We start from the raw sequence: 17,648 nt of genomic DNA, 5'->3' as shown, positions 1-17,648 counted from the left end.
ATCAACAGCCCCTATAAAAAAAGCAAAAAAAGACTGTCGGCAAACCCAAACTTTTTCGGATTTGTCGACAGTCTGAAAGCTGCTCATAAGGCAGCTTTATTTTTTAATTGATATCCGTTTTTTCAATATTCCTGAACGAGAAGTAGGCTATCAGGCAGCCAATTAGTGCTAGCGCCAATGGAACAACAATGAATTTAAAAATGTTGACCTCATCAGCGGTTGAATTAGTGAGTGATACTAAAATGATTGCTGAAACAATGGTGGTAGGAACTGACTTTTTTCTCATTCCAAAATACAATGGAATTAACGCCATACCTGCAGATGCAATCGCACTAAGGATGAGACTAAAGAATATGCTTGTCAATTGTCCTGCTGTTAATGCCTTCGGTACAAAATGCCAAACCGTATCGGCTAAATAAAACAGACCGCCAATTAAGAACGTCGATAACACAATGGCAAGGAAGGTAAAGCTAGCAACAATGATTAATTTGGAAATGATAATTTTTTTGCGATTGATTGGGTACATGAACAGAAGCTGAATGGATTTACTTTTGTATTCATCAATAATCAGCCTAGAAATGAGCACGGCAGCGAAGATAATAAACACCGGCCTGACAATACTGCCAAGAGCATCATAGGCAAATTCATAGTCGGGGAAGGCAATCCTTCCTTCACTTTTCTCGGCAAAATAGATTAAGCACATGAGTGCCATCATGGCGGCATTGGCAATCGCCACGCTTTTAAAATAGGAATATAGTTTAAACTTTTTTATTTCAAGACCGATTAAGTTACGCACTGATTCCGCCTCCATTTAATAAGGTTAAGAAATAATCTTCTAATGAATGATTCTTTTTATTGATTTCCTCAATCATAACTCCATTCAGTATAAGTGTTTTTGAGATTTCAGATTGTGAGATGCTTGTATCATAAATTCTAAAACGTGATGCATCGACTACTTTAAAATTCGTCAGGTGGAGGACTTCATCCAGAACATAAAAGGCTTTTTTTACATTTCTTACGGAAAGTTCAACATAATCGGTATTCTGTTCACGGATCTCATCCATGGATACCTCTTTGATTAATTTCCCCTCATTAATGACTCCGATTGTATCAGCGATCTGCTCCATTTCACCAAGGATGTGTGAAGATACAAGCATTGTGATTCCATATTCTCGGCACAACATATGAAACAGGTCACGGAGCTCCTTAATTCCTACAGGGTCAAGACCATTAATCGGCTCATCGAGTATGAGCAGCTCCGGCTTAGTAATAATCGCGCGGGCAATCGCCAAGCGCTGTTTCATGCCGAGTGAGAATTCTTTCACCGATTTATTATCGATATCCTTTAACTTCACTAAATCAAGTGCCGAGTCAATCGCCCGTTTATCATAGTAGCCCATATATTCACAATGCAATTCTAGGTTTTCCCTCGCTGTCAATCTGTCATAAAATACGGGGTATTCGATAATGCTGCCCATTCTTTTTAACAGTTCATAGGAGGTATTAGTTAATTTCTCGCCGAACAGCTCAATTTCACCGCTAGTTGGTTTTACCAAATTGGTTATCATCTTCATGATAGTGGTTTTCCCAGCACCATTTGGCCCTAAAAAGCCGTAAATTTCCCCTTTTTTCACTTTCATATTTACATTCGTGACAACTTCCTTTCCTTTATAGGCCTTGCTCAGTTGATTGGTTTTAATCACATAGCTCATCTTTTTCAGCTCCCCTTCGTTCTTAACTGATTTTTATTTTAGACAGTAAAATTTTCTTTTTTATTAATCAAATCTTACAAAAATCTTAAGAAAGGGTACCACTCTTAAGGGCACCCTTTGCTGTTTTAGTATGTAATTCGTTTAAGCTTAATGGTAAAGGTTGTTTTTTCATAGGGCTTGCTCGTGAGAAGAATCTCTCCCTCCATTTTTTCGACCAGCCTTTTGGTGATGGTAAGACCGAGTCCACTGCCTTGATAGGATTTGTTGCGGGAATCCTCTAACGTATACATTCTTTCAAAGACGAGGTCTTTGTGAAGCTCACTGATTCCCTTGCCTTTATCCCACACATCGATATAAACGGAATGTTCATCTCCTCTTAAAGCCAGACCGATGACTTTTCCTTCGCCACCATATTGAATCGCATTAGAAATCAGATTATTCATCACCCTGTCCAGTGCCTCTTCATTCCCCAGCACGTAAAGAGCAGCATCCGGCACATCAATAGTTACTTCGAAGCCTTTTGTAGTTAATACCTCATAAAAATTTAAAATGTTTTTTCGGCATAATTCATTGATATGGACCCTCGTCAAAGGCAGGTCTTTATCCCCGGACTCCAGCTTGGCTAAATCAAAGAACTTCTTAATTAAATCCAGAACCTCGACTGTTTTAACATGCACTTTTTGCAATAGTTCTTCTGTTTCACTGTCTCTCCTTTCAGGGTCGTTCAACATGATTTCGATATAACCGAGCACCACGGTCAGCGGTGTCTTTAAGTCATGTGATATATTGGAGAGCATTTTTCGCATCGATAGTTCCGTTTTGTTATAGGCAGCAATGATTTTTTGATTGTGCTCCAAAAGGCTATTGATCTCAATTAGGATTCTTTTTAACTCTTCATCATCAGTATGTAATAACAATTTCTCATCTGTTTTATCGTCGATAATGCGCTTTAGTTTTTGATGCAGATAAGTTAAATTTGCCGAGTTTTGTTTTTTGGTCCTCCATTGCAGAATGTTAAGAACGATTAAAATAATGATGACTATTACCAGGAAAATAGCCATGGCTAGAACTCCCCAAGTTTATAGCCAATGCCCCACAATGTTTTTATATATTTAGGCGAGGATGGGTCATCTTCAATTTTCTCTCTTAATCTTCTCATATGGACATTGATCACATTCTCATCCCCATAATATTCGTCTTCCCATACGAAGCTATAAATCTGCGCTTTTGTATAGACACGGCTTGGATGGGAGAGGAATAATTTGAGGATTTGAAATTCCTTCGCGGTCAATTTGACTTCTTGGCCCCGTTTTCGCAAGGAAAAGTTATCCAAATCCAACGTAAGCTCTCCAACAGTAAGCAGCTGTGTCTCCTGTTTTTGCTCTGTAGTGGAATAATGGGTTGCCCGCCGGATTGCGGCCTTCACCCTTGCCGTCAGTTCAATCATTGAAAACGGTTTGGCAATATAATCATCTGCCCCGAATCCCAAACCCAACGCTTTGTCGAGGTCCCCGTCCTTTGCTGACATAATCAGAACCGGCACCATGCTTTTCTCCCGAATGATTTTTAAAAATTCCATTCCGTCCAGTTTTGGCAGCATCAGGTCGAGGAGAATTAAATCAAATGTATCTCGCGCAAAAATTTCAAGTGCCTCTTCGCCATCGAATGCCGGTACTACCTCAAAACCTTCTTTTACAAACTGGCCTTTTACCATATCACTAATGGCTGTCTCGTCTTCTACTAGTAAAATTTTATGGTTCATTGTTTTCCCCCGCTATACTTTTTCTATGGATAGTTTCCATACAATAGGACTAAATTCCTTTTTTTAAGAAAAAAAATGCGGGTAAATTCCCGCTTTTAAGAAGGGTTTCAATCCCCTGGCCTACAACAGTTACGGATTTTGACAGTTAGACAGCCCTATCCGACAGTTGAACCACTGTATGCGACAGTTGCACGATCCTATCCGACAATTGAGCCACTCTATCAGACAATTGCACCATTTGCGATACTCAACCGTACAATGCTCTTCCCTATGCGCTAAGTTGTTTTAAAAACAGCTGCTTTAGTTGTTTCCTTGCCCGATAGATTCTTGTTTTGACGGTACCCGGATTCAAATCAAGGGCGCGTGCAATCTCGTGCTCCTTTAAACCATGGCCAATCTTAAGCAGTAGGACATCCTGATACTCATGATTTAGCTTTTTTATGGCAGTATTCACCTGCTCCGCCATTATTCCCGTTTCGACTTCTTCTTCTACGTTGTGCTTCATTTCCTTCCCTAAGCTTTCCAACATATCCTTCTCCATCAGGATTCCTTTCTTTTTCCTTTCCACACGGACGAAATCAATGGCTGTTCTGGTGGCAATCACAGAAAGCCAAGCCCCAACTTTTGATTGTTCTGCAATTGTATCTGCCTTCTTCAGTGCTTTAATAAAAGTCTCCTGAACAACATCTTCCGCCAGATACCGATCTCTAGTGATTGAGAAGCTTATATGAAACAGCCGTTTATAATAAAGACTGTATAATTCAGAAAAATTAATGACACACATTTACTTTCCTCTCCTTTCTTGTTCTTTCTTTATGGACGAGGTTAGTGATTCTCCGCAAGATTTAACATAATACTTACTTTAAACAAATCACCGTCCGTCTCAATTTCCAGCCTCCCTTCGTGGAGGTCAACAATCGATTTGGCAATGGCAAGCCCTAATCCTGAACCGTCTGTATGACGAGACGTATCTCCTCGTTTAAAACGTTCAAATAGCTCCTCGCTATTTTCATTAAGTTCATATTTAGAAACATTTTTAAACGTAATTAAAGCTTGCCTGCTATCCTTTTTGATGGCAATGTAGACTCGTGAGTTCTCTAGCGAATATTTAAGAATATTTCCTATTAAATTATCAAAAACCCGCCACATCTTTTGCCCATCTACTAATGCGTATATAGGCTTCTCCGTATTTGTAACCCGAAATTGCAAACTCGAGTCATTTATAATATCATCGTATTCTCCGAGTGCCTGCTGCAAAAGCTGCACAAGATCCACTTTTTCTTTGTTTAACTCCATATTGCCGCTCGCCATTTTCGATACCTCGAATAAATCATCAATCAGCACCTTTAGTCGTTTAGATTTCCGGTCAATAATTTCTAGATAAGCAGCCCGATCCTCGTTGGATACATCCTTGTTTTTCAGTAGCTCTGTATAGGTAATAATCGATGTCAAGGGTGTCCTCAGGTCATGGCTGACATTGGTAATCAATTCTGTTTTCAGCCGTTCACTTTTAGCCTGCTCGTTTTGCGAATGCTTGTAGCCTTGCTTCAAAACATTGATATTGCCGGCCAGCGTCGCCAGTACAGTCTTACCTGACACATCAAGGTTATCGCCTAATTTTCCCGAAGCAATTTCCTTTGTTGTGTCAACAATTCGATTAAAATAACCAATTTTATTAACCACGATCAATGCCAGAGGAATGCCAATAACACCGATCAGGATTAAATACATAAGGATAAAAATCGGATGAATGATTGTCATGACGGCGGCTGCCCCGAGGCCATAAATCAGAATCATTATAATCAATATCTGAATGCCCGCTGTTTGACTTAGAAATGCCTCCTTTAAGCTCTGGAGTACTTTTTTAAACAGCTGGCTGGATTTCTTCCCTGCTTTATAAATTAATCCCCGTTTCCACTCTGCTTTAGCATTCTGCCAATCCTTCACGCTAAAGGATAAATACTTCCACTGTAGATACGTATAGCCCATGCAAAAGGAAGCGATGATGAGGCCGGCAACACTTTCTACTCCATTGACAGGATTTCCGATGACGAAAATAGACTGGCTGCTAACACTAAAAACGGCTGTAGTAAATCCGATACCTGTCAGGATAAAAAACAGAACCCTTACATCGAGCGGCAGCTTATTATAATACGGGCGCCACTTCTCTACTGTAGCAGGAAAAGCTTGAGATTTTTTTAACATCCATAGACTAAGCAACAGCGCAATCATACCTGTAATACCACAAATTAATAGCAGCCATTGATTGTGCTTATAGTTCTCATATTCGTCCATAATTGGATTGGATACTGGCAAAGATTTAGGTATGGCAATCTTTCCTTCAAAGGTTGAAGCTTTTGTAGGGATGATTGAATCCATGAGCTGCTCATAACCGGGATAACTATTATTGATGGCATAATCCCTTCCAATGGTCATTGTGGTGAAATAAAGTGAATCCTTTTTGTTCATATCATTTTTAGGTGCTTCTCCCCCAGAATTCGGCAGATCCGTATAGACCTTTTTTGTCTCGGTATTTTTAAAATAGTATTCAAAAATATCATTTTCTCTTTCAAACTCAGATCGTAAGCCTTCCCGTTTTTTATAGTATTCTTCTAGTTTATTCTCTTTTTCTTTCATAACCTTTGGCCTGACATAGTCATCACTCTTAAAATTGTTGGTGATATCTTCTATTTTTCCATCTCTTTCGGCTTTAAAGGCATCAACGGCATCTTGGTTGTCCGCATCTAATGCGCCCTGGATTCTTTCTTCGTACTGGGCTTTGATATTATCGACTTGTTCCGGAAGCGTTCCGTACCGATACCGGTGCTCATCAATATCCTCCTTCGTTACGGTAATTGCTTTCTTTGCTTCTTCCAATGGAAGATCATGCAATTCGAAGGTGCTTAAATAGCCGGCAAATTGATCAACTTGATATTGGAAATCAGGAGTATGAAAATAATCCTTATATATGTAATGGCTACCAAACAGTGCAGCGGCCAGGATTCCACTCAACCCGAATGAAACCAAGAAGGCCCATACAGCCAAAATGAGTCTATTTTTCCATTTTGTATCCAATACCCCATACCACCTTCAAGAATCTTGGATTTTTTGGATCGATCTCTATTTTTTCACGAATTTTCCGAATGTGGACTGCTACCGTATTCTCTGCATTGTACCCAGGCTCCTTCCATACCCGCTCATAGATCTCATCAATCGAGAATACTCTCCCGGCATTGGTCATTAGTAACTCGACGATCTTGTATTCGATTGGAGTAAGTTTAATCCGCTCCCCATGAACGGTGACTTCTTTTGCCGATTGATCCAATGTTAGTCCGTTTAAGTCAATGACCTTTTTGACACCTTCAAAAGTGCCAAGTGTAACATATCTTCTTAACTGGGATTTTACCCTGGCTACTAATTCCATTGGATTAAACGGCTTCGTTACATAGTCATCAGCACCTACTTGCAGCCCTAAAATCTTATCAGTGTCTTCACTTTTTGCACTTAAAATAATAATCGGGATATTTTTCTGTTCGCGAATCTTATAAGTAGCAGAAATCCCATCCAGCCTCGGCATCATGAGATCTAATATAATGAGATGAACCGGGTGCTCATGTAAGATTTCTAATGCTTCAATCCCATCCTTTGCTTTTAAAACGGTAACCCCTTCATTTTTTAGGTATATTTCTATGGCATCGCGGATTTCTTTTTCATCATCCACTACCAGCACATAATATGGATTCATTTCTCCCCCTGCTTTCCGTTTATCTCTTTGTCCTACATAATAATGGCAAAATCTTAACTTTACTTTACTATAAATCTTAAGTTTTTCTTAATATTTTTTAGACAGGCCTTCTTTTTTAAGACAAGGCCCTGTTAAATTTGGCTGTTGATTTCCGCTCCAGTTGCTTAAGCGAACCCGCGGCGTGCCGGGGAGCCTTATTATGCGATAGCATAAATGAGGTTTTCCGAGGAGTCGCTCGCCTTCCACTCCAATCAGTTTAACAGAGCCTAAGACAAAAAAAAGGGAAGATGCCTTTGGACATCTTCCTTATCTAATACTATTAATATACAGTTTGCATACCTTTTCCGGCTATTGTCATCCATTCAAACTGGCGCAGTCTCAGTTCAAATAACGTTAGCGGGTCTCGGAATATTTCCGGATTCATATTTAACCGATTTAGCATCGCTTGATGATCATCAATTTCCTTACTCGTATCTTCCGCTGTCTTAGCAAGAATCAGTAATGGTTCTTTTAAAAATAAGCTGACATCACGTTCTAATGATTTTTCAAATAGCTGGAACGGCTGGAAAAACTGGCGGCACACTGATTCTATTGTTTCTGTATAATCCTCGTTCTCCACAAATCCTTTGTATTTATTGTACAGCATCGTTTTGTTGTTGGACAAAGAACCTAATAATTTGCCGGCACTTTTCAGCAAGAATTGTGAAGGGGTTCGACGTAATAGAATGTTTTCCTTTTCTAACGTAAAACCGCTTGTTAATCTGTTGATATCACGGTTCCAGTCATCAAGAATCCTGAAATCACATTCAAGTTGAAGACGTTCCTCTCCGTAAATACTGTTAAAGCCTTGTGCCAATTCATTCAAATACTCTTGGCCTTGATCGAACTCTTCCTTACAGCTAAACAGCCAATCTTGAAGCATACGGCAATATTTTGGCATTACATGATTTTCTAAATAATCCTGCAAACGTTTATTCATTTCTTCATTTAAGTCTAAATGGACCTTGCTAAAATTGCTGTCTTCCCTAATTAATTCTGAGCATTCCCTTAACTTTAATGGTACACTAGCTACTATTTCCTCTTCAATGGCCGCCTTCATCGAATGATAAGATTTTGCGATGATTTTCGTTTTTTGGACCACCGAATCATTCAGTTGGTTAACTGCCCCTGTCAGTTTAGAGTACATTTCTTGGTTCCAGCGGACGGTGTCAGCCAATTGGTTTTCCACATCGATTCTTTTTTGTAGGAGTGAAGCAATAGTCGTTCGGATATAATATAGCAGCTTAGCCAAACGCTTATCTTCTATATTTCTCTTATTTCTTATGGCTAGAAGAAATTCTTGCATTTCTCCTAATTGCTGATCCCTGTCGTATTGGGAGGAGAAAGCAAAGACTTTTGCATCTGGCACTATCGATTCGATTGCCGACCTAGTTTCTTCAAAGATCCGAACCGCATCCTGTTCATTCGGAATCGTATCTATCTTGGATATCAGAAAATGAACAGGTATATCAGGCGCAATTCCCTGAATTTGGTCGATTAAGCTTCTTTCCTTATCCGTTAAAGGTGCATTGGCATCTAACGTAAATAGCACGGTATCCGCCACATGAAGATAGGACAAAACATCGGTACGGTCTGCATGAGGTGTCCCTTTTAATCCTGGCGTATCGATAAATGCCATTTCATTCTCTGCTAAAAAACGATTTGGCAATTTGAATTCAATGACCGATTCCAATGCATGGCGAAGCCGGTCCATACGCTCTTGAAAGGCAGAGAATCCTTCAAGATGATTCATTTCCCAATCTGTAATTTCGGTAATTTCCAATTCCTCTGCATCCTTAAACATGACTACTGTAGAGGTGGGACTATCCTGCAAGGGTTCTCCCAAGACCATGTTAACGAATGAGGATTTACCGGTGCCGCTAAGTCCGGCCACCAGGATATGATGTGTATCAAATTCTACCAATTGACGGGTAATCCATTGCATCCGGCCATTGTCCCCCATGTCATGAGCATGGGCCCACTTAATAATCGAGGCGAAAAGGTTTAGACATTCCTCGAGTTCATCCATTTCCACTGCTGTCGTACTAATCACCTTTTCAGCCTCTTCTACAATCACTAGACTAAGGCTGGCGGGGAAAAGTTCATTCCATGACAGAAGTGCTGCGGCAGACAATACAACATGTGAATCATCCGCCAGGCGCAGCCAGTTCGTAAGCAGTTCAGGCACGATTTCTTCCAGCTGCTTGATAAAATAATTGCCGCCGATAAAATGAAAATAGGTTTCTTTAAATAGCTTGGAAACAACTGTCCATTGTTCCTCACGACTAAAGTCGAGGTTCAAAAGTAAATAATTGATTTCTTTTAACCAAGTAAAATAGGTGTTTTCGTTCTGATAACTATTCCATAAGGACGAAATTAGCTGTTCAAACTTCTTGTGATTGAAACGATACAATTCCACCAGGGCCTGGGAAAAATAACTAGGGGCAAAAGTCTTTGTCCTCCCTTGTTGTATGTAGGAGTGAAGAATCTCATACCAGTCTAGAGATTGCTTCCGCTTAGCTTCATTCACAGCCAATTCAATCGCATTCTCCCAATCACCCTGTTCTTCAAAAAAGTTTCTGGCAATCGTTGTGAGGTTTGGATAATCAGGATTGGCCAGAATGGCTTTTTTTATTTCAGAAGTGGCAGCCTGCAATTTTTCACGGTCAATATACAATGAAAATAACTGTAACGATAGTTCAGATTTTAATGTAGGATTATCGGTTACAATGGTCGTGTATAGGTCTTCTGCTGTTGATAATACTCCTAATTTATAATAAGCATCTGCCGTATTTTTTTTCGCCCATGGCTCTAATTCATTGATGATGTTTTCCCATTTAAAGATGGCTGCCTCATAGTCCTTAGCATGAAAATAGGCCTCGCCTTGTGCATACCGGAGATTTGTCAATTCGGGCAGGTCTTTTTGGGCTTCCTCTTGGAAAGCTTCGCCAAGTACTTCAATCGGATGTTTATCCTCAAGTTCATTCATGAACATTTTATAATACGTTTTATCAATTAATTGCTGTTCTAACGTCATTTCTTTCCCTCCAATTGCAACACTCTTTTGTATAGATATGGAAAAGAGTCACAATTATTCCTTATACTATTCGACGAAAGTATAGAAAATAAGTCCCTATTATACCAATTTTACCAGAGGTAGTTTTTAAAGACATGACAGAAGTATTTCAAATGTAAGACAAACCAATGTCGAGCAGCATTTGTGTAGGCTTCAAAAAAGGCGTAGGTTATGGAAATAGGTCGGGTAAGGGGGCAGGCTAGAAGGTATTGGCAGTTATCGAGCAAAAAAGGAGGCCATCTTGCCTCCTTATCTAATCGAATCTATAATACTTTACTTAAAAATGCTTGTGTCCGTTCTTCTTTCGGTCTTTCAAACAACTCTTTTGGTACATTTTCCTCTACAATGACACCGCCATCCATAAATAAAACCCGGTCTCCGACTTCTCTTGCAAACCCCATTTCATGGGTAACCACCACCATGGTCATTCCTTCCTTTGCCAATTGTTTCATGACTTCGAGGACTTCTCCGACCATTTCCGGGTCAAGCGCAGATGTGGGTTCATCAAATAACATGATTTTAGGTTCCATCGCTAACGCCCTTGCAATCGCCACCCGTTGTTTTTGCCCGCCAGATAAGGAGTCGGGATAGGCATCGGCTTTATCGGCCAAACCAACTTTAGCCAACAATTCAACTCCCTTGGCCCGGGCTTTTTCTTCCGAGATCTTTCTTACCTTCATAGGTGCAAGCATGATGTTCTGCAGCACGGTTTTATGTGGAAACAAATTAAATTGCTGAAATACCATGCCTACTTCTGTACGAATTTTGTTTATATCAGTTTTTTTATCGGTGATATCGACACCCTCAATTAATACACGACCATCGGTAATGGTTTCCAATAGATTAATACAGCGAAGAAAGGTAGACTTCCCTGATCCAGACGGTCCGATGACCACCACAACCTCTTGCGGTTTGATGGTTACATTGATTTTCTTAAGCACTTCATTTTTTCCAAAGGTCTTTTTTAAATTTTGAACTTCAATCATTCTGTGGTCAGCCTTCTTTCAAGTTTGGATAGCAGCAAGCTTAAAGAAAAGGTTATCACTAAATAGATAAGGGCGGCGGTCAGGTAGGGCTCCCATACCCGGTAGTACTGGCCCTGTAAGGCTTGACCCCAATATAAAAGCTCTTTTACTGCAATACCTGCAACTAAGGAAGTATCCTTTATTAATACTATGAATTCATTCCCTAACGGCGGAATCATTCGTTTAAATGCTTGGGGCAGGATGACTAAACGCATCGCCTGTTGGTGATTCATCCCTAACGACCTCGCTGCCTCCATTTGCCCCTTATCAATCGATTGAATCCCAGCACGGAAGATTTCGGATACATATGCTGCAGAATTTAATGAAAGAGCTGTAATTGCTGCAGTAATGCCATTGGTTTCTCCTAATAAAAGCGGCACAAGTCCAAAATGAACCAATAATATTTGCACTAATAACGGTGTACCTCTAAAAAAAGTGACATAAATATTAAACGGAAGGGCAATCCACTTGTTTTTGGACATTTTCCCTAAACCAATAAACAATCCAAGGATACAGCCAATGATAATACTAACAACGGAAAGTCCAATTGTCAGTAAAGTTCCTTTCGCAAAAAAAGGAGCATATTCTGCAAGTATATCCCAACGTATTTCCATAAAGAGTCCCCCAAGTAAAATTTACCTCTTACTATATAAAAATTGCGTAACTTCTTATTGACAAAGAGTTACGCAATTGCTTAATCGCTCTAACTATTGCTGAGCATTTATTTCAGTCAAATCCGGGTCTACTTTGAACCACTTATTGTAAATTTTTGCGTATTCCCCATTTTCCATCAACTTTTTAATGGCTTTATCGAACTCGGCTTTTAATTTGCTGTCCTTTGGAAATAAGACTCCATAGAACTCTTTTTCAAAAACCGGATCTTCAATAACAACAAAATTTTCCTTTGGATTATTTTTTACATATTCTTCAATTACGGTATTATCGGCTACAACCGCATCGGCACCGCCGCCTTTTAGTTCCATAATAGCTAGGTTGTTATCTTTAAATTTCTTTAGATTTTTGTTTTCTGCCCCCAGTAGTTTCTCCGTTGCTGTCATCCCCGTGGTGCCATTTTGCACGGCGACGACTTTATCCTTTAAATCTGCTGCGCTTTTGATTGGGCTGTCCTTAGGAACCATTATCTTATTAGTAGACAAAAAATATGGAACTGAAAAATCATAGGACTTTTTGCGTTTATCAGTAATCGTGATGGCCGAAACAGCTGCGTCTGCTGTTTTCCCTTCAATTTCAACAAATACTGGATCCCAGCCAACGTGTTCCACCTTTGCTTCGTAACCAGCCTCTTTGGCAACAGCTTTTACGAAATCAACGTCAAACCCAACTACTTCCCCTTTGTCCTGATACTCAAACGGTGCATAAGCAGCGTCAGTAACGATTCTTAAAGTCTTCTTATCACCGTCTCCCCCCGTCTTGCTGGTCCCACATGCTGAAAGGAGTAATAAAAATACAACCGATATTACCACCATTAACTTCGATCTTTTCATTAGCTAGACCCCCTAATATTTTTTTATAAAAATAAATTTTAACAATTTTAATAATATTTTGAATATACATGATTATAAATTATTTCATTTTTTTATTCAATCATTTTTATTTTTACTATATTTAAAGAGTTAATAGAATTTTAATAGATTGTCTCAGCAGCCCAAAAACGGTGTTATGATTGCGGCTTAACCGGGCAGCCACCTTATTAAACTATAGGCATTCGCCGTTTCCCTGCTGGGTGGGGGGCATATGTTATAGCGTACAATTACCTATAAGGAGAGATGCCTAGATGTATCCCTACGGCTATAATCAACCTCAGAATATGCAAATCGACTATCACGCATATGTCCCAGTGGATCCGTATACTTCATACATTCAACCGGAACAGTTTGACCCTAATAGACAGCCTCAACAACTTGAACGCAGAGTTGCTCAATTAGAAAGGGCCAATGAGCGGCAAGAGAGAGAAATTGAACGTCTGCAGCGCAGGCTTCAGCGCGTAAATCAACGGCTTCGGGCAGTTGAAAGGAGATTCAACTTCCCATTCACGCCATTCGATGGAGAATATTAAATAAATGAGTGTAACTGCCACAAAGAAACCGGGATCATTCCGGTTTTTTTAGGTTGGATAGATTTTCTATCAGTTTTAAAAGCTATAAATAAAATCTCTGTTACATTTTCTAACAGAATGACTGACAAATACGGAAATTTCAGCTAATTTACTGTTATAAACTTAGAGAGGAAGATCGTAATGTATCGGAAAAGTGATATCAAATTAGCTGAAACCATCATTGAATTAGATAAATTACGAGATGAATTATATGAAGAGCTAATGCTGCTCTTAGGAACAAAGGCAAACGAGCTGTTAAGAAAACTTCAAAACTACTGATGTGTTAATAAGGGAGGAGATATTGTGTCAACCCATTTAAGGAGAGGTCTTGACCAATTAAAAGAGTTTTATATAAACCGTTTGTTGTCTCTGGAGCTATTTTCTAAAACGGAGCTAACTACTTTGACAGTCAGCGAATTGGCATATTTATATAAGAACTCCACTCTCCCCAAAAAAAGCTCCAAAGATGTCCTTCATTAAATACAATGCTTTTTAGTTCAAATTTCCACTATCATGTGAGAAAATATAACATAAAATAATTACAAAAATTGTTATCAGAGTGTGGTGAGAACAATAGTGGATTCTTCATACAAAGATAAAAAGGTGATAACTATCGGGATTGTCAGGGACCTGACAGGGCTTTCCGAAAGACAAATTCGTTATTATGAAGAGAGAAAATTGATTTTCCCTGAACGAACACCAGGCGGAAGCAGAAAATATTCATTTTCTGACGTTGAGTTGCTGGTGGAAATCGCCAACAAAATTGAAGATGGTGTACAAACGCATGAAATTAGAAAAGAAATGATCCGTGCACAGAAGAAGCAAACACAAGATGAAATTAGACGCAAGATGATTCAAGGACAATTAAATGCTCAATTTGGTTTACGGAAAGGTCCCTCTGCTTAAAGATGCAGGGGGCTTTTTCATTTGAACAACCTACCTTCAAAGCAAACATGATCCCTCAGCTAATTTAATGATGAATCTTTTCTATCCACGCAAAAACAATGTAAGGTAATCTTACAAGTTTATAGAACTTCTCTCCCGCTCATGTCACAATACAACTATCTTAAATGTCATAAATATTGACATAATCAAGCAAAAGGGGGAGAAAGAATGGATACCGCATTTTTATTAAACAGTATGTGGGTTATGTTAGGAGCAGTGCTTGTTATTCTGATGATTGGAGGCTTCATCCTCTTAGAAACTGGATCGACCAGAATGAAAAATGCCGGTCATATCGCTGGTAAGACAATCCTTACCTTTTCAATAGGATCGGTCATATTTTGGGCAGTTGGTTTTGGGTTAATTTTTGGTAAAGGGAATTCGCTGCTTGGTTTTTCAGATTTCTTTTACTCTGGTTATGACATTGACGGCATGTCGCTGTCAGGAGCCGTTTTCTTTTTATTCCAACTAGCCTTTGCGGGAATTTCGTTGACAATAGCCTTTGGAGGGTTCGCCGAACGAGCCAAATTAAGTGCCTATCTCGTCTTTGCCGTATTATTCTCCGTTATTGTCTATCCTCCGATTGCACATTGGATTTGGGGCGGCGGCTGGTTAGCTGAGCATGGCAAGCAGGACTTTGCAGGATCCACCGTCGTTCACTTAACAGGGGCCATGGCATCATTAGCAGCAACGATTATTCTAAAACCGCGTATCGGAAAATACAACAAAGATGGCTCTGCAAATAATTTAGCAGGACACAACCAAGTATTTACCGCTTTAAGCGTACTGCTTCTATGGGTTGGCTGGTTTGGTTTTAATGCAGGAAGCACCTTGTCAGTGGATGCAGGATTTTTCGGGTTTGTTGCCGTAAATACTAATTTAGCTGCCGCAGCAGGAACAGTTGCTGCCATGATTATTTCCTGGATCGTATTAGGAAAAGCAGATGTACCGATGATGCTAAATGGTGCCCTCGCTGGATTAGTAGCCATCACTGCTTCCTGTGCATTCGTTGAAACGTGGGCATCTGTTGTAATTGGGTTTATTGCTGGAATTCTAGTATTTTACAGCATTCGTTTCTTTGAAAAGATGAAAATCGATGACCCGATTGCCGCTCTATCCGTACACGGAACGGCTGGGGTTTGGGGAACATTATCGACTGGTTTCTTCGCCACCAAAGAATTAGCCACAGTCGGTCAGCCAGGATTATTCTATGGCGGCGGCCTTCATCAACTTGGAGTGCAAGCGATGGGTGTTGTAGTATGCGGAGCATTCGCCTTTATTGTCTCCTTTATCCTATTGTCCATTATGAAAGCCGCGATGAACGGACTGCGCGTCACCGAAGAGGAGGAGATTATTGGTCTAGACATGAGTGAACATGGCAGCTACGGATATCCTGAACTTGTAAAAGTGGAACAAAAACTGAAAGCATAACTTTATATAACGATAGCTCCCGCAGGTGTATAAAAAAACTGCTACCTGCAGGAGCGCTTTTCTACGAAGGAAGGGATTGGAATGACTGAGTGCAGTTACTCACAAGTTAAAAAACATCGATTTGAACGAATGGCCGAAGCATCCAAAGACCACTTTCAATTGAACGCTCTTCACGATAATATCTATAAACGGGTCATTCAACTGGCTATTGAAAATGTCAGCAAAGAATACGGTCCGCCTCCCTGCTCCTTTTCCTTTTTTGTAACGGGCAGCGCCGGCAGATTAGAACAATCTATATGGAGCGATCAGGACCATGGATTAATTTACCATCACCCTGATTTGGATATGAAATCCTACTTTTTAATACTGGGAAAAGAAATTTCTAAGGGTCTTTACCAAGTTGGTTACCCCTATTGTGACGGAGGGGTAATGTCAAGTAATCCCATGTGGTGCAAGTCCATTTCCGAGTGGGAAGTCCAGTTAAACCGCTGGATAGAAGAATCTTCTTGGGAATCCATCCGATACTTACTCATCTTTCTTGATGCCCGCATCCTCTATGGCACAGATAATGATGTTCACTTACTAAAAAACCTTATTTTTCAAAAGGTAAATACTAACCAGCTAATGAACAAATTTCTCAATAACACCATGTTTTATAAGAAAGGCATAAATGTTTTAGGCATGCTTTTACCAGAAACCCATGGTCAGCATGCAGGCGCACTTAATATTAAAGAAATTGGACTTTTTCCGTATGTAAATGCATTAAGGCTAATAGCCATTAAAGAAAAAATGTCAGAAACTTCGACACTTTTACGGTTAGAGTCCATCTCCGAAACGATGTCATCTGTAATAGACAAACCATTATACACAAAGCAATTTTTAAAACTATTAAACTATCGGCTTTTGTTATGTGACCAAACGGACTATGATTCAGGTCATTATTTATCCTTAAAAAGACTAACGAAAGAGCAGACAAAAGACGTTAAAGACATGATTAAACATGGAGCGGCACTGTTTGCTGTGGTTAGAAAACTGCTGGAAAAGGAAGATTCCTATGGGGCTAAATGATATGATTCAATTTTTCAGACAAATTCCCGGCAAACTTTCCCCTACTGTCTATGCTGGCATGCAGGGACCAGCAACCATGCAGCAAATGGCCTTTATTCGGGAACTCCAAAGAGAACTGCGACAGAAGGATGATTTGGAGTCTCCACTAAACGAATTGAAAATTGTGGTTTTTGACCTTGAGACAACTGGTTTTCATCCAGAAAAAGGTGATCAGATCATATCAATCGGTGCGATTAAAATGACTGGCAGTCAAATGAAGATGGATGAGACCTTTTACTCCTTAGTAAAAACAGACATCCCCCTCTCTGAAGAAATTTCAACACTGACGAGTATAAGCAATGAAGATTTGTATTCTGCTCCAATTGCTTCTGAAGCATTACTAAAGTTTTTAAAGTTTATCCAGAGTGATATTCTCGTGGCCCACCATTCCTTTCATGAAAAATCCTTTATGCAAAAACTAACTTGGGATTTGTTGAAGCTTAGATTCGAGCACCGGATTATTGATACATCATTTTTAATCCGAATTTCCACCCCTTCTGCCCGATCATTATCTTTAGACGAGGTTTGCAATAGGAGTGGTATTGAAGTCAAAAACAGACATCATGCACTAGGCGATGCCATTATGACCGCAAAAGTATGGAGTCACTATTTGCAGCTAGCGACTGAGAAAGGGTTTCATAATTTGAGAGAAGTTTATGAATTTATTTCAAAATGAAAGGAATAAATAGATAA

General features: G+C 39.7%; 17 protein-coding genes. 6 read left to right on the top strand and 11 right to left on the bottom strand.

The window, feature by feature from the left end:
• Positions 1 to 103 precede the first annotated feature (103 nt).
• From BN2425_RS13730 to BN2425_RS13680, 11 genes are all read right to left on the bottom strand, one after another.
• Positions 104 to 796, bottom strand: a complete 693-nt coding sequence (locus tag BN2425_RS13730) for an ABC transporter permease (RefSeq protein WP_042460431.1) — start codon at positions 794 to 796, stop codon at positions 104 to 106.
• The gene (locus BN2425_RS13725; protein ID WP_042460429.1) at positions 789 to 1,712 is read right to left on the bottom strand and encodes an ABC transporter ATP-binding protein; all 924 of its coding nucleotides are present in this window, start codon (positions 1,710 to 1,712) and stop codon (positions 789 to 791) included. Before BN2425_RS13725 ends, BN2425_RS13730 begins: the two co-directional genes overlap by 8 nt.
• A 125-nt stretch (positions 1,713 to 1,837) precedes the next feature.
• Positions 1,838 to 2,773 carry a sensor histidine kinase gene (locus tag BN2425_RS13720; RefSeq protein ID WP_042460426.1) on the bottom strand — a complete coding sequence of 312 codons (936 nt, stop codon included), beginning with the start codon at positions 2,771 to 2,773 and terminating at the stop codon, positions 1,838 to 1,840.
• 2 nt (positions 2,774 to 2,775) lie between these two features.
• Entirely contained in the window at positions 2,776 to 3,474 is a 699-nt protein-coding gene (locus tag BN2425_RS13715) for a response regulator transcription factor (protein WP_042460423.1), read from the bottom strand.
• Between the two features lie 268 nt (positions 3,475 to 3,742).
• Positions 3,743 to 4,258 (bottom strand): RNA polymerase sigma factor, encoded by a 516-nt coding sequence (locus BN2425_RS13710; RefSeq protein ID WP_195891943.1) that lies wholly within the window; start codon positions 4,256 to 4,258, stop codon positions 3,743 to 3,745.
• Between the two features lie 41 nt (positions 4,259 to 4,299).
• Complete coding sequence (locus tag BN2425_RS13705) at positions 4,300 to 6,549, bottom strand: histidine kinase dimerization/phospho-acceptor domain-containing protein (protein WP_042460420.1); 2,250 nt, start codon at positions 6,547 to 6,549, stop codon at positions 4,300 to 4,302.
• On the bottom strand, positions 6,527 to 7,219 hold the full coding sequence (locus BN2425_RS13700; protein ID WP_042460417.1) for a response regulator transcription factor: 693 nt from the start codon (positions 7,217 to 7,219) through the stop codon (positions 6,527 to 6,529). The genes BN2425_RS13705 and BN2425_RS13700 overlap by 23 nt, the downstream gene beginning before the upstream one ends.
• 319 nt (positions 7,220 to 7,538) lie before the next feature.
• Positions 7,539 to 10,295: a dynamin family protein gene (locus BN2425_RS13695; protein WP_042460414.1), complete on the bottom strand. Its 2,757-nt coding sequence runs from the start codon at positions 10,293 to 10,295 to the stop codon at positions 7,539 to 7,541.
• A gap of 302 nt (positions 10,296 to 10,597) precedes the next feature.
• Positions 10,598 to 11,320, bottom strand: coding sequence for an amino acid ABC transporter ATP-binding protein (locus BN2425_RS13690; RefSeq protein WP_042460411.1), 723 nt, complete (start codon positions 11,318 to 11,320; stop codon positions 10,598 to 10,600).
• Positions 11,317 to 11,973, bottom strand: a complete 657-nt coding sequence (locus BN2425_RS13685) for an amino acid ABC transporter permease (protein ID WP_042460409.1) — start codon at positions 11,971 to 11,973, stop codon at positions 11,317 to 11,319. Before BN2425_RS13685 ends, BN2425_RS13690 begins: the two co-directional genes overlap by 4 nt.
• Positions 11,974 to 12,066: 93 nt before the next feature.
• The gene (locus tag BN2425_RS13680) at positions 12,067 to 12,864 is read right to left on the bottom strand and encodes a basic amino acid ABC transporter substrate-binding protein (RefSeq protein ID WP_042460406.1); all 798 of its coding nucleotides are present in this window, start codon (positions 12,862 to 12,864) and stop codon (positions 12,067 to 12,069) included.
• A gap of 290 nt (positions 12,865 to 13,154) precedes the next feature.
• Between BN2425_RS13680 and BN2425_RS13675 the strand changes: the two genes are divergently transcribed.
• From BN2425_RS13675 to BN2425_RS13655, 6 genes are all read left to right on the top strand, one after another.
• Positions 13,155 to 13,436: a hypothetical protein gene (locus BN2425_RS13675; RefSeq protein WP_052352871.1), complete on the top strand. Its 282-nt coding sequence runs from the start codon at positions 13,155 to 13,157 to the stop codon at positions 13,434 to 13,436.
• A gap of 180 nt (positions 13,437 to 13,616) precedes the next feature.
• Complete coding sequence (locus BN2425_RS22785) at positions 13,617 to 13,754, top strand: hypothetical protein (protein ID WP_195891942.1); 138 nt, start codon at positions 13,617 to 13,619, stop codon at positions 13,752 to 13,754.
• A 297-nt stretch (positions 13,755 to 14,051) separates the two neighbouring features.
• Positions 14,052 to 14,381 carry a MerR family transcriptional regulator gene (locus tag BN2425_RS13670; RefSeq protein WP_406603192.1) on the top strand — a complete coding sequence of 110 codons (330 nt, stop codon included), beginning with the start codon at positions 14,052 to 14,054 and terminating at the stop codon, positions 14,379 to 14,381.
• A 207-nt stretch (positions 14,382 to 14,588) separates the two neighbouring features.
• A complete protein-coding gene (locus BN2425_RS13665) occupies positions 14,589 to 15,848 on the top strand; it encodes an ammonium transporter (RefSeq protein WP_042460403.1) in 1,260 nt (419 codons plus the stop codon).
• 81 nt (positions 15,849 to 15,929) lie between these two features.
• Positions 15,930 to 16,916, top strand: coding sequence for a DUF294 nucleotidyltransferase-like domain-containing protein (locus tag BN2425_RS13660; RefSeq protein WP_042460400.1), 987 nt, complete (start codon positions 15,930 to 15,932; stop codon positions 16,914 to 16,916).
• The gene (locus tag BN2425_RS13655) at positions 16,903 to 17,631 is read left to right on the top strand and encodes an exonuclease domain-containing protein (RefSeq protein WP_042460396.1); all 729 of its coding nucleotides are present in this window, start codon (positions 16,903 to 16,905) and stop codon (positions 17,629 to 17,631) included. Before BN2425_RS13660 ends, BN2425_RS13655 begins: the two co-directional genes overlap by 14 nt.
• Positions 17,632 to 17,648: the final 17 nt, after the last annotated feature.

This window comes from Neobacillus dielmonensis (assembly GCF_000612665.1).
Classification (GTDB): Bacteria; Bacillota; Bacilli; order Bacillales; family Cytobacillaceae; genus Neobacillus; species Neobacillus dielmonensis.
This window is presented reverse-complemented; position numbering and strand designations above follow the sequence as displayed.